This window comes from Chryseobacterium hagamense, from assembly GCF_007991455.1.
Taxonomy (GTDB): domain Bacteria; phylum Bacteroidota; class Bacteroidia; order Flavobacteriales; family Weeksellaceae; genus Chryseobacterium; species Chryseobacterium hagamense.
Genome location: NZ_BJYJ01000042.1, coordinates 1 through 23,481 on the forward strand (window position 1 = coordinate 1; position 23,481 = coordinate 23,481).

The following is a 23,481-nucleotide window of genomic DNA, read 5'->3' on the forward strand; positions in this document are numbered from 1 at the left end:
CATTGGCCATCGAAGCGGATTGACAATTCACCATCAGACTTCCGGTGAAAATATGGCCTGCTTCCCTAGCCCTGATAGAAGCGGCTACCCCACAGCGGGGCTGGAAGGTTGGAGTGTGCGGGGTTTGGCGGTGGCGTGCATGGGAGCGTGTAGGTGCGAGGAGTAATAGCGGATAGCAGGATCAAGCTCCTGAAAAAGCTCCGGTTGTTTAAAAGGGCCGCCACCAATCGTAAGGGGCAGATTTTCTTTGATGAAAGGGTTGTTTGAAACCTTGATGAAAGGCCATAAAAAAGGCCCGGATCGCTTGATCCGGACCTTTTTATCGGTTTCGTATACGGTTTATACGGTTTGCTCTTCGTGTTTCCCTTCGTTGATCTCCTCTACCATCTTTTTATTGAAGGCCGGTAAATCTTCCGGGGTTCTGCTGGTTACCAGTCCGTGATCGGTGACCACTTCGCTGTCTTCCCACTGTACGCCTGCATTCTTCAGGTCCTGGCTGATGGATTTTACGGAAGTCATATTCCTGCCTTCCACTACTCCCGCGTTGATGAGGATTTGTGGGCCGTGGCAGATGGCTGCTACCGGCTTGTGCTGCTCGAAGAAATCCCTTACGAAAGACAGGGCCGATTCATTGGTTCTCAACTGATCCGGATTGATTACCCCGCCCGGCAATACCAAGGCATCGTAATCGGAAGCCGATGCTTCGTCCAAGGTTTTATCTACGGGATATTCCTGTCCCCAGTCTTTTTCCGCCCATGCTTTGATCGAACCAGATTCAGGACTCACGATGTGTGCCGTCCATCCCTGCTGTTCCAAATGTTCTTTCGGTGATTTCAGTTCGCTTTCTTCAAATCCGTGGGTTGCCAAAATGGCGATTTTTTTAGACATACTATTAAATTTTTTGGTGTTTACAGTTCAGGTAGAAGAAAAAATGGTGCCGTGGGAAAAATACAAATGCTAAATGTTTGTTAAAAGATAGATTGCCTGTCAGGGTTTATTGAATGGATAAGTTTCCAAACGCCACGGTCGCAAGGGTTTTTCTTTAAAAGCGTTGAAAATATTTTCCGGTCGCTAAGGCACTTCGCTCAGCAGATGACAGCTGTGGTTATAGGTAATAATAAAAGTTGTCATATCTGTAGAATCTTTATGGAGCAAAGAATACAACTGTTTAGAGTCTTGGCTAACATAGCCATGTTTCAGACGCCACGGTCGCAAGGGTTTTCTTTAAAAGGGTCGAAAATATTTTTCGTTCGCTAAGAGCCTGTTTAAATTTACCTTTTATATTTTAACATTAAGAATTTAAGGCATTTTAGCTTAAAAAATCAATATGTCGGTTGCCCGGCAATATTCAATTAAGTCAATTGAAATCATCGTATTAAAGTGAAGAATAAACAAAGTTTATTTAATTCAGAAAATTAAGAGAAATGACGGAAAGTTTGATGAATTAAAATTTTAAACAGGCTCTAAGGCATTTCATTTAGCAGATGACAGCTGTGGTTATAGGTAATAATAAAAGATGTCATATCTGTAGAATCTTTATGGAGCAAAGAATACAACTGTTTAGAGTTTTGACTAACATAGCCATGTTTCAGACGCCACGGTCGCAAGGATTTTTCTTTAAAAGCGTTGAAAATATTTTTCGGTCGCTAAGGCATTTCATTCAGCTAATGATCGTTGTGGGTAATTGATCTTTCAGGAGTAAGCAAATTAAGAATCTGCGTTATCTGCAAAATCTGTGTGCGAATAAAAAACTGCCGACAGGCCCGGCCTACTTGAAGTGGATGTCTACGTTTCAGAAATGATAGAGCAGCGCATAAACGATCAGCCCTTGCAAGAGGATGACCAGTCCTGTTTTGATGAGAAAGGAGGTTTTGGAGGTTTTATGCCGGTAGGAGATCATGCCAAGTAAGGCGCCGGCGGTTCCGCCCATGAAAGTGAGGAAAAGGAGCAAAGATTCCGGGATTCTTCGCTGATGCTTTACGGCCCTGCGTTTGTCGAGGCCGAAAGCGAGGAAGGTGATCAGGGTGGAGATGATGAAAAAATACTTCATGAGGGGACAAAGGTAGGAATATTCCGGGAGGTCTGGCGGTGAGTGGTGAACTTACCTGAACACAAAGAACACGGAGATCTTTTTATACTAACCGTTTTCAAGTGTCACTAAGCCGTTTCACTTACAGGAGCACACCAAGTTTCTGATAACCGTTGAGTGTTGGAAAACCGCAACGGCGCAAGAGGTTTTTGGATACTTTATGCAAAAAAGACGCAAGTATTTTATCTTTGATAAAATTGTAAAACGCTGATTGATTCTTGAAGAATAGACACTACGAAATATTAATTTCGGCAGCATTAAAATTTGACAGCGTCAAATTCTTTGCGCCTCGTACCACAGCTATTTCCATTAGTCTTTGCGGCTTTGCGAATCTCCAACATTAACCGGTTTGATCTGAACGCAAAGAGCACAGAGTTTTTTAAGAATGCAAGCCGTTTTCAAGTTTCACAGAGCCGCTCCACTTATAAAAGCTCACAGTGTTATAACAGAATTTGGGCAAGAAAATTTGACAGCATCAAATTCTTTGCGCCTCGTACCACAGCTATTTCCATTAGTTTTTGCGGCTTTGCGTATCTCCACCCTTTCGAAATAGCAAAAATAAATATTCCTCTAAAAAATCTGCGCCATCTGCCAGATCTGCGAGAGATCCTGCTTTTTGAACCCGTTTCACCATTTTCAAACCGATTGGAAATTAACAGCGGAATTTTTTATTTTTGTTTTATCTAAAACTGAATATCAATGACCATACACGATCTGGTGGGCAGCTACACTGTCCAGGGCAGCAACCAGGAAGCAACCGATGCTGTAACCTACCACGGCTTCCTTACCCTTTCAGTGGATGAGAACCACCGCATCCTCGCCCAATGGCTCATCGGCGACCACGAACAGCACGGCACCGGGTTCTATAAAGACGGCATCCTGGTGATTAATTTCCGCTATGAAGGAGAAGATCAGACGTACAAAGGCGTTGCCGTTTACCGCTGCCTCAACACTGATGTGCTGGACGGCTTCTGGTCGGAGAAGCACGGGGATCCGAGGTTTCTGGGGAGTGAGTTTTGTGTGCGGATCAGGAATGTGGGGATTTTGAATTGATCGTACTTTCAGCATCGAATCCCTGATAATATGGCCATTCGATTGGTATAACCGATAAAAATAATTTCTGATATTTTTAAACATAAATTTCATTTTGTTTTTACTATTTATTTATCTTGCAAGATATTATTCACCAACAATTGAAATTATTATATTATGCGGAAAATAAGCTTAATTATTCTCTTTCTATTCGGGATCACAAAATTCTATACCCAGGATAACAGATTTGTATATGAATACCGGTTTATTCCCGATTCTACACAACTTGAAAACAGAACTTCGGAGGTAATGTTTTTAGATATCCGCCAGAACGCATCGGAGTTTTACAGTTATAAAAAATTCAGATCAGATTCTCTAATGGCTGAAGATATGAAAAAAGGCTTGGCAAGTCCTCCTCCGATAGAGGAGTTTGTGAATTACCGGATCATAAAAAACAGTAAAGGCACAGAATCTATCACTTCTCTGTCCAGTAATCTGTATATTATAAAGTATAAGAGGCCTGTCCCCTGGAAACTGCATCCGCAATATACTACGGTTTTAAACCATAAAGTACAAAAGGCCACTGCTGAATATGCGGGAAGACTATGGGAAGCATGGTTTGCCCCGGATATCCCTATACAGGACGGCCCCTATCTGTTCAGAGGGTTGCCGGGCTTAATCTTAAAAGTAAAAGACCTGACCGGCAGCCATGATTTTGAGCTCATTGCCATCCGGAATCTTCAGAAATCCACGGAATATCCATTCATCAAAAATTTTGCCCAGAAATTTGAGGTCAGCCGGAACCAATATGCCAAGATATTTAAAAATTACCGGGAAGATCCGGCGGCCGATCTTGTCGGGAAAATCCCCGATTACAGGGATGCGGAAGGGAATATGGTAAGTGGTCAGCAGAAAGTACGGGAGATCGGAAAAATGATGAAAGATAAGCTGAAAGCCGACAATAATATTTTGGAACTGGACCTATTAAAATAAGAAGTGAAAAAAGTTTTTGTCCTTACGAAGGGTGACGATGCAGCCCGCGCTGACCTGATCCGTGAATTTCAGGATAAGAAGGCGTTTTTCGAACTCGAATGGGTATTCTCGGCAGTGCCTGATTTGTCAGACTTTTTCCAGGGACCTGTTTCTGACGTGATCCGTCAATACAGCCAAAATGATTTTCTTATTTTTTGCAGCGATAAGTTCAGATTCAATCCGGACTTTTCACAGGAACATCTTGATCGGTGTATTGTCCGGGCACAGGATTTTAAAGGAGATCTTATGGCGGGCAGTACCGAAGTTCTTGAACATCTACTGGAAATTGATGAATCCCTTTTCTGGATCAGTTCCTTTAAAAATCCGTTATTTGTTATTGTTTTCCGGAAGTTTTTTGAGGTCATTCTTAATAATGACCTTACAAATAAACCGATCCAATACTTAACTGAAAATATATTTCTTACGTATCCGCTGATTGCCCGGCAGTCCGGCAGTGAAAACATTTCACCATCCCTGCGACAGCTAAAAGAAATTAAAAAATTTTACCTGCATGAATGACCATAATGAGCTTTGCATCGCTACATACATCATTAATTTAAAAGAGCGGACAGACAGACGTTCACATATTGCATCGGAATTTTCGGATAAAGAAGAGTTTGACGTTAAGATACTTCAAGCCTGCACCCATGATTCCGGCAATATCGGGCTATGGAAGAGTTTCAGGAAAGTCATCGAAACAGCGGATAAAGAAGATGAAGATGTAATTCTGTTCGTGGAAGACGATCATTATTTCACCGAATATTATGACAAAGATTCTTTCTTTCAGAATATTGTCGAAGCCTATCAGCAGGGGGCAGATATACTTTCAGGCGGAATCGGCGGCGGATTTAAGTATATCGTTCCCATAACGGAAAACAGGTTCTGGGTAAATCATTTTTGGTGCACCCAATTCATGGTTATTTATAAAAAATTTTTCTCTGTTGTTCTGACAGCTGATTTCGGCAGCGATGATACCTTAGATAATTTCTTATCCACACTCACGACCAATAAGATGGTTCTCTTCCCCTTTTTTTCCCGTCAGAAAGATTTCGGATATTCTGATGTTACGGCTGAAAACAATATCCAGGGCAGTATCACAAACTATTTTGATTCGGCAGAAGCTGTTTTGCTCACTTATCAGAAGCAGTTTAAAAAATTTACATGATTTCTCATTGTAGTGTGATAAATTATTTTTAATTTGGCTGCGTTAACCAAATATACTCTCAACATGAAAAAAATGAATTTGAAATTGGCATTAGGTGAATTGTCAAGAAAAGAGCTTAAAGTCATTATGGCAGGAAGCGGAAGTAACGGAAACAGTGGCTACATGTGCTGTAATACCCACGGTTGCAGCCAGTGTGTTACTCCGGCAAGCCCGGCTTGTGTGGCCGGTGCATGGCCTGTACCTTGCTAATGTAAAACAACAGAGGAGCTACGCTCCTCTGTTTATTTCATATTGTTCTTAATGGAAAAAATAGTTTTAATTACCTGCTGGTATGGCCCGTTTCCATGGTATCTTCCTTATTTTGTGCATTCCTGCAGCTTCAATCCGGATATCGACTTTATCATTATTACCGATAATCAGGAAAAAATCCCCAATTTACCGGCCAATATTAAAATGGTCTCACGAACAGTGGATGAAATTATTTCTGCTGCTTCGGAAAAACTGGGCTTCCGGATCAATATAGATTACCCTTATAAATTTTGTGACTTCAAGCCCGCTTATGGTTATATGTTTCAGGAGCTTATCAAAGGATATGATTTCTGGGGCCATTGTGACCTTGATATCATTTACGGGGATATACGGTCTTTTTTTACTTCCGAATTTTTAGAAAGCTACGATTATATAAGTGTCAGGCATGACTATACGACGGGCTGCTTCGGTCTTTACAGAAATAATCCCCTTCTCATGAATCTGTTTAAAGAAAGTAAGGATTATAAAAAGGTATTTTCGTCAGCTGATCATTATTGTTTTGACGAATGCAATTTCGTCTGGGATGCCCTTACCCGAGGTGAATCGATATTCGACATCTCGACCCCAATTGAAAGCTTTACGCATGTAATGAAAAAGGCAGAGCATAACGGCCTGGTAAGGACACATTTTGATTTTATTTTAATGGAAGGTATTACAGGGCGTCTGAAGTTCGATAACGGTACCATAGTTTATAAGAACAAATATGAGGTGATCATGTATCATCTGTTCTGGATGAAAAAGGTTTTTCAACCTACGAGAAAGATAACGAAGATTCCCAACCGCTACAACATCAGTGCTTCCAGGATTTATCATTAGACTTTACCCCTTGTTTTATCCTGGTGATCAACTTCCGGTATGAAGGGGGAAGATCAGACTTACAAAGGTGTTGCCGTGACCGATGCCTCAGCAATGATGTGCTGGACGGATTCTGGTCGGAGAAGCACGGGGACCCGAGGTTCCTGGGGAGTGAGTTTTGTGTGAGGATCAGGAATGTGGGGATTTTAAACTGATTTGACGTTAACTCAAAGCAGGAACCGGATTAAAGGCTGGAAGAGGGAAGCCGGATGCCGGAAGTACCTTTAGTTAAAATACATTTAAGAGTCCTTAATGTTACAATAATTCCTGCGTTTGATCAGAGAAAAATTTATTAAAATTTCTACTTTCAACTCATTAGAAAGAGTCTGATACAGCCGGTTTCACTTTAATTTAACCATTCTGTTCTTTTGTCTTGAAACAAAAGAATCAAAAATTCAATACCCCAAAACTTTTTCACGCTACAAATTGAGCCGGTGCTGAAAAGTTTAAAACTTGCGCGGATTGATCATTGGTCTGCTTAGTGACTTTAAGTCCCGCGCTTCGGACACTAAACTTTTTTTAATTGGCCTTTGCTTTTCAATTTGCTTAACGCTGAAAGTTTAATGGTCAGATCGAAAGCCTAAATAATTCAATTCCGTCGATTGATGAACCGTAGACTTCACTTTGAGTTTTGAAGAGAACCGTATCTAGAAGTGGGTATAATTAAAAAACGTTCATTTGACTCCTTATAGTCGTCGAATCACTTTGTTCATTTTGGCTGGATCCAAAACGAACCAAAAGATCAAGACCCCAAAACTTTTTCACGCTACAAATTAAGCCGGCGCTGAAAAGTTTAAACCTGCGCGAGGTCAACAGGATTCTTTCAATTCAGAATGAATGTCGCACTTCAGACAAAAAACTTTTTTTTGGTGGCTTTTGCTTTTTAATTTGTTTAACGCTAAAAGTTTAATGGTCAGTTCAGGCCAGCAAATCCCTGAGAGGGATTAATCAAAGCCATTAGTTCAATGAAATTCCGGAAGAATTTTGTATCGGGAACGGGTAAACTCTGATAGTCCTATGTATCAATACACGAGTTTTCATCCGCCGGTATCCGTCACCCGGTATGGTCCAAGTGAAATAGCTTTAGAAAATGGTAGGGGAAAGTTGATGCTCCCATCACGACCTGGATTGCATTAATGCAAATGCAGATCATGCGTTGATCGTAAAGACCGCCCGCAATACGACCGACCGAAAGGAACTTCCGTCATCCATCTCCCATCACCCAGCCTCTCTCCGTTCCAGAATGAGCTGCGCGGCATCCAGCATTTTCTGAAGGTGGAGAAAAGGGGTAATGGTATTCCCTTCCGGATAATCCCCGAACGGGCCCAGGGAAAAATAAGCAATCCCGGTGATGAAGTGATCGAATGCTGCCAGACGGTGGTCAGCAAACGCCCTTCGGAAAACCAGGAACGGGTCTGCATATTCCGCCTCCGACAAACTTCCCTGTTTCAGTTGGGACCGATGTTCTTTGGAAGGGTTGAGCCTGTATTTCCCGGAGGTTTGGCTGAGGTGATCAGCCGCCCGGATGAAGGACCGCAGCGAAAGATAAAAGTGAAAGACCACCGAAGGATCCTTTTCCGAAAGCACCTTCCGTTTCACGGCATACCGCATCATCGAAGACAGGTGTTCTTTCGCCTCGCTGAGCGGATAGGTACTGAAAAATGCATCGAATAATTGAAGCGGGTTGCTTCCGGTATGTCCTGCCCAGAACGCGGCATCGAAATCCGGTTTTTTCTTTTTCATATCTGTATGTTTTTCGGGACGAAGTACGATAGCTGCGGTCAGGTATCCTATTCCCGAAACGGATATTGTAGTTACACCATTAGGATTTTTACCGGATAATTGTTAGTTTTACCCTTCCGGTTATCACGGAACCGCCGTATCTTTACCGCACCTCAAAAAATAAAAAACAACACACATGGAACAGAAAATACATCAGGGACGCAACATCAAACGATTCAGGGAAATGCTGGGCATCAAGCAGGAAGCCCTCGCCTTCGACCTCGGCGAAGACTGGAACCAGAAGAAAATCTCCCTCCTCGAACAGAAAACCGTGGTAGAAGAAGCCCTGCTGCAAAAAATCTCCGAAGTCCTGAACATTCCCGTGGAGGCGTTTCAGAATTTTGATGAGGAGCAGGCGATTAATATTATTTCTAATACCGTTAATAACAACGATCATGCTTCCGGAAATTCTTTATTCAGCTACTACCCTACTGTAAATCCCATTGAAAAATGGATTGAAGCTTTGGAAGAGATTAAGCGGCTGAATGCGGAGTTGCTGAAGGCTAAGGATGAGCAGATTCGATTGATGGAGAAGTTAATACAAGATAAATAGATAAATCCTGAGCGTGGTCTCAGGATTTATTTTTACGGGTAATACTATACAGGATCGATTAGGGGTAGGTCAATTCCTATTTTATAAACCTGATGATAAGCACTTATTCTATTATCATCAATAAGTAACTTATCGATTTCTAATTTGCTATTAGCTTTACTGCCCGCCGGCTTTGGATAAATGATCAAGCATGGTATTTCTTCATTACCGCTATAGCCCACTTCTTTTCTAACTTTATTCAATCTTGCATATCCTGCAACTTGTCTTATGTCTTCGTGAATCTGATTGTAATTATACTTGAGTTTATACTTGGCATCAACTACAATTTTGTCATTGTCCGTACTAATTAAAAAATCAAGAGCATTACCATGTGTAGAAAACTGATAATTAAAATGAGAAGATGATAAACTTGGATTATCTTCCAAAAACTTTGCGTAAACATACAGCTCAAACATTTTTGGCATATCTATCCAAAACGGTGGTGTAAAAATTTTCTCTGTAGTCGTTCTAGTGATATTGTAAGAAAATCGTTTTAAAATCTTTTGACATATTTTAATAGCTTCTTGATATTCTTTAAAAAACGGATTATATTTCAAATGTTTTATTTCCTGCAAATCAACCTCTGAACCCACATTCTCAAAAGCCGGACGAATGAAATCTACAAGCCCCGAAATAACATTTTCCTTTTTGAAATAATACTTATTATTTTCAACATATTGTATACAGAATAAAAACACTTTTTTCAAAAAGCGGTTTTCGAGAGAGTCTTCTCCAAAAACCTGATATTCGCATACGGTGTTGGTAAAACGGTTCTTAAAGACATTCTGTTTAATTTGTTGCCCAACTAGAATTTTACCCTTTACTCTGTTCTTAAGATTTTCCTGAATTTTATAATATGATTTTTTAAGTCCCTTTCTTGCAATATCCTGAAGAAGTTTTAGAAACTTAACCACCAAAAATGGTGTCAGCAAATCTTGTTTTTGTTCAATTTCAATTTCCGGACATTTCCAATCTATCAATAATAGCGAATCTGTTTGTTTTGCGACTTCGCTGTGCGACAGAATTTCCATCAACATTACAATGATATTAATTTCTCTATAAGAATTCTTCTTTGCATTTTGAAGTTCTAATTTTGCCTGAGAATTAAAATTTTCAATTTCTTCGTCAGAAAGATTTTCTTTTGTATATTCAATTACTTCATCAAAAATATCTGAAACTGTAAAATTCAGTTTAGGTTCAACATAAATATATCTATCTGTGGTAAACCAATCTAAACCAACAAAGTAATTTGATTTTAAACTAACTATATTTTCAGCAACATTGCAGGAAAAACAATGGTAATCTTTTCCACGCTCAGTTTTAAATTTACGTTTTTTTAATTCTAAATTTCCATCTGCTGTATGCAACAGAAATTTTTTTTTATTCTCAGTAAAAGCTATAACATCTTTTGTAATTGTCAGATTAGCAAAAGTATGTTCTTTTAGAAAAATACCCATTACAGAGATTTTATATAATTCTTGATAGGTTGTTGTTCATACTCACCAATTAAAATTCCATCTCTAACATATTCTAACAAAATTGGCTTAACTTCATAATCCATTTTGATTTTAAATAGCTCATCTCTTCTTGTTTCATCTTTTGCATCCTCCTTTTTTACTATAAAATAACTATGACCTATTTGAACCGCTTCAATTTCAAATTCCTTACTTATATTAATTTCATTGAATAGCAGAGATACTTTATTGAAATCATTTGCATTAAAATAGATTTCACTATCATCCTGTAGTTTTTCAGGTAACACATCTACAAACGCAAATCTTCTTCTTATCGCATAGTCAATATGCCCTACACTTCGGTCTGCCGTATTCATTGTACCTATAATGTATAAGTTTGGCGGTAAAATAAGTTTTTGAGAACTATCAACTGAATATATACTTTCTACTTCTTCACCACGATATTCTAAAGCATATATCAATTCGCCTAAAACAGATGAAAGGTTTGAGCGGTTAATTTCATCTATTACTAAAACATAATTATTGTAAGAATCATTTGAGGCGTCCTCGGCGAACTTAGCTAATGTTTTGTTCTCTTCCTCATAAATAATTCCTTCCCCTTCTTCATTAGGTTTAGCAACAATACCTCTTACAAAATCTTCGTAAGTGTAACTCGGATGAAACTGAATTATCTTTTGAAAATCTTTTACATCCCCGAGACTTTGTTTTTCTTCACTTATTGAATTGATATGATTTTCATAAAAATATTTAGCGAGAGCATCCTCATAAGATTTAAATCCGCCTGTTCTACCCTTAATTTTCCATAATTTATTGTTAAATGAATCTATGATTTTATTGTATGATGGTTTCCAAGGTTTACTCATTTCACTTTTTAATAAAACTACATTTTTTCCCAAATCTACTATTTCAAATTCAGTGTCATTTTTTCCTTGAATTTTTTGACCCACTTTTAGATTAGACTGAATATAACTTTTAGTCAATGTCTTAACAGAAATTGTTTTGGTATTAAAAGTATTAGAATCAATAAGTTGTTTTGCGATTTTTTTAGCTAACCTTGTCTTGCCAGTTCCTGGAGGTCCTTGTAAGATGATTTGTTTTTTGTAACGCAGTAGATCAATTTGATTTTTCATTATATTTTGTTTTTGTATCTCTAAATTGGTTTTATATGAAATTACAGGGGCTTGACTACCCACACTGGGATACCTTTTATTTGCGTAGTATGTAAAGTTTGATTCATTAATTGGCTCAACTCTATAAAACCTATTAACTAAATAAACTATACTTGCGTTTTTAGATCCATCATTATAATTGCTAAAGTTATCGCCATCCCAACTAATGTTTTTATAATAGTTGTGCCAATCCGCTTTGTCGAGTTCTGACTGATCTATGACAAAATCAATAACTTCAGCTACATAATGAACTGTATAATCGTACGAATAAAAAATTCTAAAAAAACCATTATCTTCAATACAAGATTTTAGTAGTTTAAGTGTTTTGCCAGGTATATTAGGCTTACGATGATTCCAAACTGTAGTATAATTAATAGCTTCTGGATTGTCAATCACATTTTCTTGCCATCCAGTACCATCTGGACTAATAAGACCTATAATACTCTCTTTCCAGAAATCACTAATATTATAAGTGATCCTTGTAAGTAAATGAGTATAATTTTTGGGATTTTTTACTACTATAGAAAATCCACGGAAAAAATTAATAAAATCATTTTGAAATGTGTCTTTATCATATCTTTTCATAAAAAGGTTCTCAGATAATTGACTTCGATGATTTTCACTCAACATCGTAAAATTTCCCTCAGGTACCAACAAATATTCAATAGCATTTTTAATGGAACCATTTGTAAATGTTCTTTCAAACTTATATGTTATTAATTGTTTTACCCAAAAATTCATCCTCACTGATGCCATTGCTAAAGTTCTAAAGTCATCATATTGATTAAACTCATTTTTTCGATCTGCTCGTGAATCACAGTATGATATTACTGTCAGAATTGCTCTACCAAAAACTGTAAGTTCTGCATCATGTTCAAAAAGTTGTTTCAGCTCATTATAATTCTTTCTATTTTCAAGAAGAAAAATTTTTGTCTCGTCCTTCACTTCTAACTGTAAGAAATAATCTAATGAATCTTTTGCTTTTTGAAAATAAAATTCTTCTAAATGTAGAATCGACTGAATTGTTTCAGAATTTAGAATTGTTATGATTCTGTTTTTCAATTTAAGTTCCATCAATTATTTAAAATTTTTATCTTTTATTCTTAGTTTAACATTTTCTCGATCGAAATCAGGAGGTGTTGGTTTAAATGATGTTTTACCCTTGTCAATTTCATCTTTTTGTAGATGATATTCTTTGAACTGGAATGCTCTAAGATCTGATATTTTTAGTTTATCAATAAGGACAACAGAGTTTATCCCTCCTTTTATTTGAACTAAATCTTTTTCATAAGATTTTGCTGGCTGAATAATTCTAGAGTCACCAAAATCTGAAGAATTAACTTGGATATAGTAAGAATGAATATCACGAACCCATGCTCCTGCGATATCTGAAAAATAAGTCGTATCCCTGTTATATTCAGAAGCTATTATGAAATCTACTTTAGATTTAAATATAGATCTATGATAAATATCTGCTAACTCAAAACAATTATATACTGAAAAATAGGTCTTTCTCCAATGGAAAAGATCATACGTCATCTTAAAACATTTTTTTTTATCTTGATTAGGTATTTTAAGCCTATAACCTTTAATTAGATGTGTTTCAGAATGAGAATAATGATTTTTTAGTCTCAATTTAACAAGTGAAGTATTGTAATGATTTATTTTGAATGGTAAAATTGTAACTAAAAAATTAAATACAATCTTCTTTTTATTTACCCAATGCTCTAACCCTGCCACTATTCCCATATATCTTTTATGACTTCTCTCTGCAAGTAATCTAATCCAAGAATATGGTATTGATACTTCTGGAAAAACTAGTAAATCAGCATTACTTCTATCAGCATCATTTATTAAATTGAAAATCAATTTTCTTCTATCTTTTTTAACATTGGCGTTATTATGAATACTAGCAAACATGTCACTCGAGTGAACCTTTATATTAGCAATTGCTACACTTTTATCAGTTCCATTAAGTTTTTCATCTTTGAGATTCTCTCCTTTGATATCAATATTTAATGCTTGAATATTTTCTGTTGAATTCAACACACAAATTTGAAAATATTTATTTTTTAGTTTTTCCCGTTTTTTTATTGAAAAACCTGCTTTCCAAGAATAATTTATAAAGTAATACAGATTAAAACTGTCATCTGGAATTCTATTAATAATATGTTCGACATCTTTATTTAGGCTTTTATCTTCTTGAATTGCTTGTAAATTATTAGATGGATAAATATAATTAAACTCGGGAATTTCTACATCCTTTTTTTCATCATCAAAATTAGAAACCACCGCTATTATTCTCAAAATATTTACCTCGTGAAACTGTACGTAATTTGGTGCTAAATAGCATAATTTTTTACAAAGCTGAAATAATTCATCTTTATCAATATTTTGTTTACTTTTTTTTCCCAGATTTTCAAAATTATAATAATTAAAATCCTTTTCAAGTAAACTTAGCTTCGTATATAAAATATTTGTTAAATTACAAGCAGGAATTGACATTAGTGAATGTCTAAATAAATTGCTAGCTCGTAATTTAAAGGCTACTTCTTCACACGATCTAAAAAAATCATATTCGTCCTCTCCGTTATTTTTAATATTTCTTACAATAGAAGGATTCAACGCTAGTGGAATCGAAAGTGATACACGGAAATATTCTATAAATACATCCTTTTGAGATTTATTACTTTCTATATTATCACTAAACTCAGTTTTTATAATAGAATTTTCAACGTTTCGTTTAAATTGAACCAAATAATCTAAACGATTACTTACTATAAAGTACGTTGCAACTTTTTCCCAAAGAGAATAAAATTTTACGGCAAGCTCTCCCCTAAAAAACGTTAAAATTTGGTTATCGGAATCTTCATCAAATTCTTGATTTCCATAACTCTTTGCAAATATCATTTTTGCTAAAAATTTAGAAGCACCATATTTATTTTCTGAAAAATCACTTATACTTCTAAATTTATTAATTGAATCATTGTACTTCAATTCAAAAGCCTCCTCGTCAAATTTTTCACTTATTTCATCTTCATCGGGTAAAAAACGAAATTCACTTCTTTGATTATCAAGTTTTCTTTTGAATATATTTATAATTGCTTTAGACTCTTTATGAGCTAAATAATGTAAAACAATTTTACTGCTTTGAACCTGTAAACTTTCATAATTAAAAACTTGATTGTACCCTTCATAAGTATTTATATCAAGGTTATTTACATTGAATTTAATATTATCTACAAGAAAAGAGTTTAATTGACCATCTGAAATGTTAAATTTAGAGATACATTCATCTAATTCAGCTAAATTTATATTATTCTTATAATCAACATATTTGTTATTGCGAAAATAAATATTCCTAATTTGAGTATTTTCAATGTTGAAATTAAGAATTCCCTTTTCAACAAAATTTTTATTAAGAAATGAAATTATCGATGAATTTAAATTACTATTTATATTGCTATTCAAATCTGAAAAAACAAACATTAAGTCATCTACATATCTTCCATAAAATGCAGGATTAAGATTATTAACTATTCTATTATCTAATTCACTTAAATAATAATTAGAAAGTAGACCTGAAGATATTAAACCAACAGGTAAAGAGAATACTTCGTATTTAGTATTTTTATAGTCTTCTAAAATTAATTTATATGCATGATGGATTTTAAAAAAAATAGAATTAATATTTTTAATCTTATCTAAAATATTTTTATCACTTGATATTTTATTAACATTTAAATCAATTTTTTCAAAAACATCTTGTAAGTTTAGCGATATACAATGAAAAAAATCTTTTAAATCCAAACTCAAAATCGTTACATCTCGTTTTTCTGCTAATAATGATTCGGCTTTATTTATAGCAGAGTCTCTCCACAGTTGATATTGTACAAAATATGGTTTAAACAATTTTAGATTTTCAGAAGGTTCCGATTTGTGGTTCAAAAACTCAAAATCTAGTATATTAGCATAACTTGCATCATGAATATCAGGCTGAAGATACCGACCACTATACATAATCCAAAGAACAGATAAAATATGAACTTCAATTGGAAAATCAGCAAATTTACTTGTTCTCTCAATTACATATTTTTCTTCCGAATTTGATCTATTAGTAATTACATCTAATTTAGAGTCTTTTATTTTTTTTGGTAGTTTTATAAGCCTTATCCTTTTACTTAATTCTAAGCTTCCTGATTTAGAATTAAAATACTGATCAACAAAATCTAATATACGAATATACAATGCATTTTGTACCACACTAAAATCTGATTTACAATCTGTTTGAATATTTTCATAAAAAACAGATTGTTCAAAATTGGCTAATTTTTCTTTTTCTAATAAGTTAGCATTATCATAATAAAAAAAATGTTTAACTTTTTTATATGCAAGAAATATTTCACTTGGAGTGAAATAAAAACTATCATTTTTCATTGCTTAATTTTATTTTTAGTTCACAATTTTTTTCTAAATATTCCCATTACTCTAAAATTCATCGTCTCTTCGTCCCTCAAAACAATAGGCTCAAAGGGTTGTATAGACAATGGCTTTAAAGTAATTTCTTTATGATGCCATCCTTCTTCATCCGTTACTTTTTTACTGGAATATTCTTTTATAGTGTAATTAGCTCCCGTTTCACTATCGAAGACATCATTTCCTTCAATCAAGGTGATTAATCCGTTCCGGGTGCCTCCATGATATTTTTTGAACAAGCATAAGCTTCCATTCGGAATTACTTTATTCATTGATTCGCCTACTACCCTGCAGACAAAATATTCAGCGTGACCGGTAATGTTTTTTAATTCAATGTATTTAACATCTTCTACTGACTGCAAATCAGAAAACTGTCCTGCTGCAATTTCAAGATCGTAATACGGAACGGTAAATTCATTAGGCGTATCAACTATAGTATAGGTTTTAACTTCATCTTCAGAATTCTTAAATGCTGGAACGACCTGTGCAAAGTATTTCCTTAAATTGGGATTGCAGACGTAGATGTATGTGCCCTCAATTCCTCGAAGAAGTATGGTTTTGTAAATATTAAGTACATAATCCAATAAATCCTCGGGATTGCTAATTGAGTTTTTACCGTTTTTATCCTTGTAGTGTTCTTTGTATACAACCAATTGATTGGTCTCAAAATCATAATCTAACTCGGGACCTATAATAACTCCTGTATAATTTAAGTCGTAACCCTGCGTAGTGTGTATGCATCCTACCTCATTAATCGCATTTGGTGAATTCACCCAATCAGTAACGGTACTATTCCATTGTAATGCAGTACCATCAATCACAATATCAAATTTCGATCTGTCATTTTTTGATATCCATTCCCAGGCAAATCCTGCAACCATTCTGGATAATCTCTTTTGCTTTTCTTTCAAATGAATCTGTTTAACCATTTCATTTAAATCATCAAATAATTTCAGATCATAGAATCCTAAATTTCGTCGATTTTGGTCTCCCAGCTCTGCTTTATCAAACAGCTGATGAACCAACTTCACATATTGATTACCACCCTTAACCCTGAATTGAGTAATTAGTTTTTCATTACGGGTACTAGGCAAATGTTTTAAAGCATAAAAACTCTCCGGAGTAGCATCAGATGGTTTTATAGATTGAAACTGGTCGTAGAAAATAATTGATTTTTCACTTTGCAATTGAACCCAGTCTAATTCAGAAGTAGTCATTTTATCCAAGCCTAAAAGCTCACTGTTCTTATCAAAAGTCCCAAAATAAGAACCCAGATTAACCCTTCTTCTCAGGCGATGTCCCTCATCAACGATGAGTAAATCATATTTCTGTCTGGTAATTTCTGAAGGTCCGATGACCATTTTATGAGATAAGCCCTTAATATTCTTAAAAACATTAGAGATGGTTTTTCTGAACGAAGCCATCGGTATCACCAATGCCATATTCAAATCTCCATATTTCGCTTTTACACTTTCTAAAAGCTTAAACAGCTCTTCATCCTGCTCATCAAAATCTGAATAGTTAAAATCCTTCAAATCTGTTTTTAAAAGCTTGAAAAGAAAAATTGCAAGTATCGACTTACCGGTACCAGCGCCACCCTGAATTAAACTGACTTTGGCTTGGTCATCCAAAAGACAAATCAGGATTGTTTTCAGTCCATTGATCTGTTCTTTAGAAAGCGATTTGTAAGGAGAATATTTAAAAAGATCTGAGTTATCAATCTCATCAAGAGAACACCTGGCAATTCCCATGCTTTTCAGCTTATCCCAGATATCTTTGAATAACTCCCAATACACCTCTTTTTGCTGGTAATACTGATGATTGGAAATACCCAGATTCCCATTTTGAAGTGAATATTTACCATCAGCAGCTATGTATCTGATAAGATTAGATTCAACATCAAGGGTGGCTGATTTATTAAATACTTCACTCAGGATTAAATTGACACAACTTAGATTTTGTTTCTTTTCCGATTTTGAATGTGCCTTTAATCTGGTCAGAACATCAGTCGTTTCACCAACATAAGCTTCTTTACTTTTTTCTTCTTCTAAAAAGTAGACCAACGGCCAATTTAGAAAATCCCTGTGATTTTCTATAATTGCAGATTCTAAAGTACTGTCAAAAGGATACTGCTGTATTGAAAAACTCATTATTAAAAGCTGATTCTATAATTCATTATACTTAGTGGAGTTTCCTTTCGATTTGTCAACAGGATATTTCTCTTCATTCTTTTTTATCTTATCTAAAATAATATCATGGATATTTAAATCATGTTTATCTGCCAAAAGAAAAGCATACATCAATACATCAGCTAATTCTTCTTTCAGCTTATCCAACTTAAAATCTTCGTTGCTTTTCCATAAAAATAATTCCAGGAGTTCAGATGATTCGATAGATAAAGCAAGTGCCAAATCTTTTGAATTGTGAAACTGTTCCCAATCCCTTTCATCTCGGAATTTTACGATTTCCTTTATTAATTTATTTATATCACTCATAATTTTAGTTTAACTACCTATGATCATTCAAGAGTAGCAATAATCCAAAGATATTAAAAATACCTGTCTCACAATTACGTGAATCTTCATAAACGATCAATGATTTAAAGTACAGTTATATTTTACTGTATATAGAAAATAAATCATTACCAAGCTTTAGAAGTCAATAGATTATAAACGCATTATAAATCTTTTTTAGTCGGGAAATTCTTTTTCATTTCTTCCTGGATATCACCGGGAAGATCAGTAAAGTTTTTACGCATCAGCCAGTGGTAAACATTCTGCTGGCTGGTGGTCACCACATAGGCTTGCTGGAATTCCCAGCCCAGCGCCCCCATATAATTCATCGCATCCACCATGGAATTAAACTTGCGGTTGCTTCCATCCTCATTTTTCACTTTTGTATTCTCAAAAAACGAAGTGGCCTGCCCGTAATCAATAGACACGGTCACCTTATTGCTGAGAAATCTCGATTCACCGACGATTTCGGCGTAAACAAATTTGGGAGTGGTCTGCGCGTGCAGGAAAGAAAGGGTGCCACAGAGGGCGGTCAGGAAAAACAGTTTTTTCACAGTTAAAGTTTTGTCAAATATAGATAAAAAAACCATTTCACTCTTACGGGAAACCGTAAAACAATTATTCAGCTCCTATTGAAAGATGGCGGAGGCCTAATTCCTCCGCCTTCGAGAACCTCAGGCATCGGGCTTTCCCAACAATGACAAAAATCTAATCAAACACCGGTGGCTGAGGCATCCGAAGCCAAATTCCTCCGCCTTCGAGAACCTCAAGCATCGAACTTTTCATTCATAACCAAAATTACAACTCTACAAGGTGGCAGAGGCACCCGAAGCCACATTCCTTCGCCTTCGAAAACCTCAGTCATCGGACTATCCTACCAATGACAAAAATCTAATCAAGCACCGATGGCTGAGCGGAGCCGAATCCACACCATTTTAGAATCCCCACAAATCACCACTTCAGTTTGTGGTATTGCCGGTTTTGGATTAATTTAAGCGTTTCTAAAATGAGCGATCCGAGATGAGCAGACTTTACGCTATTCTGAGTGTTTTTTTCCTTTGTGGGGCAGGATTTTTTTGTTCGGCCCAGCAGCCGGTGCGGCATAGTTTTGCATTGGGCGATGTCGATTTTTTACTGGACGGGAAACCGCTGCAGATGATTTCCGGCGAGATGCATTATCCCCGCATTCCAAGGGAGTTGTGGCGGGAACGGATGAAGATGGCGAAAGCGATGGGCCTGAATACCATCGGAACCTATGTGTTCTGGAATGCGCATGAAGAAACACCGGGCGTGTATGATTTCAGCGGGAACAACGATATTGCGGAATTTGTGAAAATTGCTCAAGAGGAAGGCCTTTGGGTGGTTTTGCGGCCGAGTCCTTACGTCTGTGCGGAATGGGAATTCGGCGGGTATCCGTGGTGGCTGCTGAAAGACCGGGACATGCAGGTGAGAAGCAGCGATCCGAAATTTATTTCCGCCTACACCCGCTACATCAAAGCGCTGGCAAAACAGCTGATCCCGCTTCAGATTACCCACGGCGGGAATATCCTGATGATCCAGATCGAAAACGAATACGGATCCTACAGCAACGATAAAACGTACCTTGATCTGAACCGGAAAATCTTCAGGGAAGCCGGTTTCGACGGTATCCTGTTCACCTGCGACGGTGCCGACCAGATGCCGAAGGGGTATCTGCCGGGCTACCTTCCGGCCGTGAACGGACTGGAAGATCCCGCACAGGTAAAAGCCCTGATCAACAAGTACCACAACGGCAAAGGACCGTATTATGTGGCGGAGTGGTACCCGGGATGGTTCGACGACTGGGGCAAGAAGCATGCGGACGTATCTGCTGAACAGTCGGCCAAAACGCTGGACAAACTGCTGGCTGCCGGCATCTCCGTGAATATGTATATGTTCCACGGCGGAACCACACGCGGGTTCATGAACGGTGCGAATATGAACAAAGACAATCCGTATTCGCCTCAGGTTTCCAGCTACGACTACGATGCGCCGCTGGATGAAGCCGGAAACCCGACGGAGAAATTTTATGCGTTCCGGAAAGTGATTGCCGGCCATCTTCCGGCAGGGGAAACTTTACCGCCGGTTCCTCAGGCAAAGCCTGCGATAAAGATTCCGGATATCGCCCTGGATCAGTATGCAGATGTTTTCAGTCAGCTCCCGAAGCCGGAAACGGCTGAACAGCCCTTATTTTTTGAGGATCTGGACCAGGCTTACGGGTTTGTTTTGTACCGCACCAGGATAAAAAAAGGAGGCCTGCTGAAGCTGAAAGAACTCAGGGACTACGCGCAGGTGTACGTCGACGGAAAATACCTGGGAAGCCTCGACCGCAGGCTGAAGCAGGACTCGATGAACCTGACCGGAATTTCCCCGAATGCCGTTCTCGACATTTGGGTGGAAAACAACGGGCGGATCAATTACGGTCCGTTCCTGAACGACAACCGGCACGGCATTACCGAATCGGTTTCCCTTGACGGCCGGGCTGTTTCCGGCTGGAAGATGTACCGTTTCCCTTTTAACACCACCGGAACATTTTCTTTCGATAAAAATAAAGATCGGAAAACCGGCCATCCGGCCCTGTACAAAGGAAGTTTCACTCTTCATCAATTGGGAGATACCTATCTGGATCTGCGGACCTTCGGAAAAGGCTTTGTCTTCCTGAACGGCCATAACCTGGGGAAATACTGGAATATCGGTCCGCAACAAACCATTTACGTTCCGGCATGCTGGCTGAAAAAAGGAAGGAATGAAGTGATTGTTTTCGATGAGCTTCAAGGCGGAAATACGGCACTTCCTTCCCTGGAGCATTCGATTTTAGACCAAAACATAAAGGCTGAGAAATGAAGAAACGGATCCTGACCGGCGGAATTATTTTAGCCATGATATCCGGGCATGCACAAAAACCTCTGCAGCCCTACGGAGCTTTTCCGACCGAAGCACAGCTGAAGTGGCATGAGATGGAAATGTACTGCATCGTCCATTACGGCAGCGCGACTTATACCGATAAGGAATGGGGTTACGGGGATGAAGACCCTGCGCTGATCAATCCGACGAATTTTGATGCCCGGCAGATTGTTTCGGCAGCAAAAGCCGGCGGATTCAAAGGGATCATCGTTGTCGCGAAGCACCATGACGGCCTCTGCCTGTGGCCCACCGAAACCACAGATTACAGCATCAAAAAAAGTCCGTGGAAAAATGGGAAAGGCGATATCGTCAAAGAATATCAGAAAGCCTGTGAAAAGCTGGGCATGAAAATGGGCATCTACTGCTCGCCGTGGGACCGCAACAGTCCGCTTTATGGCACTTCCGCCTATATTGAAATGTACCGGAAACAGCTTCAGGAGCTGTACAGCCGTTACGGGAACCTGTTTACTTCATGGCACGACGGGGCCAACGGCGGAGACGGTTACTACGGAAATGCCCGCGAAACCCGGAAAATCGACAGGGCAACGTATTACGACTGGCCGGCTACCTGGGCCATTACCCGGCGCATGCAGCCGGAAGCCATGATTTTCGGGGACGTCGGGCCGGATGTCCGCTGGGTAGGCAATGAGGAAGGCCATGCCGGGGAAACCTGCTGGGCAACCTATGAACCTCAGGCTCCTGAAGAAGGGAAAATACCGTCCAACGGTTTTACGAAATATGAACTGGGCATTGAAGGTACCCGGAACGGCAAGTATTGGATGCCCGCGGAATGCGATGTTTCCCTACGGCCGGGCTGGTTCTACCATGACCGCGAAAACAGCAGGGTAAAGACACCGGCCGAACTGCTGGATCTTTATTACAAAAGCGTGGGCCGGGGTGCCAATCTGGACCTGGGTCTTTCTCCCAATCCCAAGGGACAGCTGAATCCTGAAGATGTCAGTTCGCTTCAGCAATTCGGCAGGCTGGTGAAACGGACTTTTGCCGTCAATCTTGCGGAAGGCGCCGTTTTACAGGCCAGCAATGTCCGCGGAAACAATCTTGCCCAATACGGGCCGCAACATCTGCTCGATCAGGACCGGTATACCTTTTGGGCCACCGATGATGAGGTCACTACCCCTCAGCTTACCGTTACCCTTCCTGCTGAAAAGACCTTTAATGTCATCCGTTTACGGGAAAATATAAAACTGGGCCAGCGGATCGAAGCTTTTGAGGTGGAAGCTTTTCTCAACGGAGCCTGGAAGAAAATCGCCTCGGCCACCAGCATCGGTCCGAACCGTCTGATCCGTCTCCCTGAAAAAATCACCACGGATCAGATACGCCTGACGATCACCCGATCACCGGTAGCTGTGGCTTTGAGTGACTTCGGCCTGTATAACGAACCGGTAATGATGGCTAAACCTTTGATCCGGAGAAGTCCTGAAGGAAAGATCACCCTGTCCTCAGACGCTGCTTCAACCATTTATTATACCCTCGACGGGAGTACCCCTACTCTGAAATCATTAAAATACGATCACCCTCTCACACAGCCTGATGACGGAATAATAAAGGCGATTTCCGTCAACGACGGTCAGCAAAGCGAAACCGCCGTTCTCCGGTACGGTCCGGTAAAATCAGAATGGGAAATCATCAGTTCCGGAGATACCGGTACGGCCCATCCTTCAGCTTACGCCATCGATGACCGACCGGAAACGTTCTGGCAAAGTACGCTCAGTACCAGTTCATCTCCTGCAGAAATTATTGTGGATCTGAAAAAACAGCTTTCCCTGAAAGGTTTTGTGTATCTGCCCCGACAGGACGGAAAATCGGAAGGTACAGTGAGCCATTACCGCATCGAAACCAGCACCGACGGCTCCCGGTGGCAGCGCGCGGCAGAAGGCGAATTCTCCAACATCCAAGCCAACCCGTTTGAACAGCAGGTTATTTTCAGGCAACCTGTTACGGCACGGTATCTCCGTTTTACTGCTGAAAGACTGATCTCGGGAAATACGTTTACGGTCGCGGAAATCGGGGTGATCCCGGTGGCTGAGCGGAGCCGAAGCCACACCCTCC

Annotated in this window: 18 protein-coding genes; 9 read left to right on the top strand and 9 right to left on the bottom strand. The window is 38.5% G+C overall.

Annotation, left to right across the window (positions count from 1 at the left end; all coding sequences use genetic code 11):
• Positions 1-339: 339 nt before the first annotated feature.
• Both CHA01nite_RS19025 and CHA01nite_RS19030 read right to left on the bottom strand, forming a co-directional pair.
• Entirely contained in the window at positions 340-888 is a 549-nt protein-coding gene (locus tag CHA01nite_RS19025) for a type 1 glutamine amidotransferase domain-containing protein (protein ID WP_146944340.1), read from the bottom strand.
• A gap of 904 nt (positions 889-1,792) precedes the next feature.
• Positions 1,793-2,050, bottom strand: a complete 258-nt coding sequence (locus CHA01nite_RS19030) for a DUF1294 domain-containing protein (RefSeq protein WP_146944342.1) — start codon at positions 2,048-2,050, stop codon at positions 1,793-1,795.
• Positions 2,051-2,788: 738 nt separating this feature from the next.
• Here CHA01nite_RS19030 and CHA01nite_RS19035 point away from each other — a divergent pair.
• From CHA01nite_RS19035 to CHA01nite_RS19055, 6 genes are all read left to right on the top strand, one after another.
• Positions 2,789-3,142 carry a hypothetical protein gene (locus CHA01nite_RS19035; RefSeq protein ID WP_146944344.1) on the top strand — a complete coding sequence of 118 codons (354 nt, stop codon included), beginning with the start codon at positions 2,789-2,791 and terminating at the stop codon, positions 3,140-3,142.
• 156 nt (positions 3,143-3,298) lie between these two features.
• On the top strand, positions 3,299-4,114 hold the full coding sequence (locus tag CHA01nite_RS19040; RefSeq protein WP_146944346.1) for a GLPGLI family protein: 816 nt from the start codon (positions 3,299-3,301) through the stop codon (positions 4,112-4,114).
• Positions 4,115-4,117: 3 nt separating this feature from the next.
• Positions 4,118-4,672: a hypothetical protein gene (locus CHA01nite_RS19045; RefSeq protein WP_146944348.1), complete on the top strand. Its 555-nt coding sequence runs from the start codon at positions 4,118-4,120 to the stop codon at positions 4,670-4,672.
• Positions 4,665-5,318, top strand: coding sequence for a glycosyltransferase family protein (locus tag CHA01nite_RS19050; RefSeq protein ID WP_146944350.1), 654 nt, complete (start codon positions 4,665-4,667; stop codon positions 5,316-5,318). The genes CHA01nite_RS19045 and CHA01nite_RS19050 overlap by 8 nt, the downstream gene beginning before the upstream one ends.
• A gap of 72 nt (positions 5,319-5,390) precedes the next feature.
• Complete coding sequence (locus CHA01nite_RS20615) at positions 5,391-5,567, top strand: hypothetical protein (RefSeq protein ID WP_170234779.1); 177 nt, start codon at positions 5,391-5,393, stop codon at positions 5,565-5,567.
• Between the two features lie 51 nt (positions 5,568-5,618).
• A complete protein-coding gene (locus CHA01nite_RS19055; RefSeq protein WP_146944352.1) occupies positions 5,619-6,443 on the top strand; it encodes a DUF6625 family protein in 825 nt (274 codons plus the stop codon).
• 1,257 nt (positions 6,444-7,700) lie between these two features.
• On the opposite strand, the gene CHA01nite_RS19060 is transcribed toward CHA01nite_RS19055, so the two are convergent.
• The gene (locus CHA01nite_RS19060) at positions 7,701-8,225 is read right to left on the bottom strand and encodes a hypothetical protein (protein WP_146944354.1); all 525 of its coding nucleotides are present in this window, start codon (positions 8,223-8,225) and stop codon (positions 7,701-7,703) included.
• 175 nt (positions 8,226-8,400) lie between these two features.
• On the opposite strand from CHA01nite_RS19060, the gene CHA01nite_RS19065 reads away from it, so the two are divergent.
• The gene (locus tag CHA01nite_RS19065; RefSeq protein ID WP_146944356.1) at positions 8,401-8,817 is read left to right on the top strand and encodes a helix-turn-helix transcriptional regulator; all 417 of its coding nucleotides are present in this window, start codon (positions 8,401-8,403) and stop codon (positions 8,815-8,817) included.
• Positions 8,818-8,861: 44 nt separating this feature from the next.
• On the opposite strand, the gene CHA01nite_RS19070 is transcribed toward CHA01nite_RS19065, so the two are convergent.
• From CHA01nite_RS19070 to CHA01nite_RS19095, 6 genes are all read right to left on the bottom strand, one after another.
• A complete protein-coding gene (locus CHA01nite_RS19070; RefSeq protein ID WP_146944358.1) occupies positions 8,862-10,313 on the bottom strand; it encodes a 5-methylcytosine restriction system specificity protein McrC in 1,452 nt (483 codons plus the stop codon).
• Positions 10,313-12,574 (bottom strand): McrB family protein, encoded by a 2,262-nt coding sequence (locus CHA01nite_RS20890; RefSeq protein WP_228458467.1) that lies wholly within the window; start codon positions 12,572-12,574, stop codon positions 10,313-10,315. Before CHA01nite_RS20890 ends, CHA01nite_RS19070 begins: the two co-directional genes overlap by 1 nt.
• Positions 12,575-12,577: 3 nt before the next feature.
• Positions 12,578-15,937, bottom strand: coding sequence for a reverse transcriptase domain-containing protein (locus CHA01nite_RS19080; protein WP_146944360.1), 3,360 nt, complete (start codon positions 15,935-15,937; stop codon positions 12,578-12,580).
• Between the two features lie 20 nt (positions 15,938-15,957).
• Positions 15,958-18,126 (bottom strand): DUF2075 domain-containing protein, encoded by a 2,169-nt coding sequence (locus CHA01nite_RS19085; protein ID WP_146944362.1) that lies wholly within the window; start codon positions 18,124-18,126, stop codon positions 15,958-15,960.
• 15 nt (positions 18,127-18,141) lie between these two features.
• Positions 18,142-18,471 carry a nucleotide pyrophosphohydrolase gene (locus tag CHA01nite_RS19090; protein ID WP_146944364.1) on the bottom strand — a complete coding sequence of 110 codons (330 nt, stop codon included), beginning with the start codon at positions 18,469-18,471 and terminating at the stop codon, positions 18,142-18,144.
• 182 nt (positions 18,472-18,653) lie between these two features.
• Complete coding sequence (locus CHA01nite_RS19095) at positions 18,654-19,043, bottom strand: hypothetical protein (RefSeq protein WP_146944366.1); 390 nt, start codon at positions 19,041-19,043, stop codon at positions 18,654-18,656.
• 466 nt (positions 19,044-19,509) lie between these two features.
• Between CHA01nite_RS19095 and CHA01nite_RS19100 the strand changes: the two genes are divergently transcribed.
• Together CHA01nite_RS19100 and CHA01nite_RS19105 are read left to right on the top strand one after the other, a co-directional pair.
• Positions 19,510-21,351: a glycoside hydrolase family 35 protein gene (locus CHA01nite_RS19100; RefSeq protein WP_146944368.1), complete on the top strand. Its 1,842-nt coding sequence runs from the start codon at positions 19,510-19,512 to the stop codon at positions 21,349-21,351.
• Positions 21,348-23,481, top strand: a 2,134-nt coding sequence (locus CHA01nite_RS19105; protein ID WP_146944370.1) for an alpha-L-fucosidase, incomplete at its 3' end; no start/stop codon positions are given. The genes CHA01nite_RS19100 and CHA01nite_RS19105, both read left to right, overlap by 4 nt.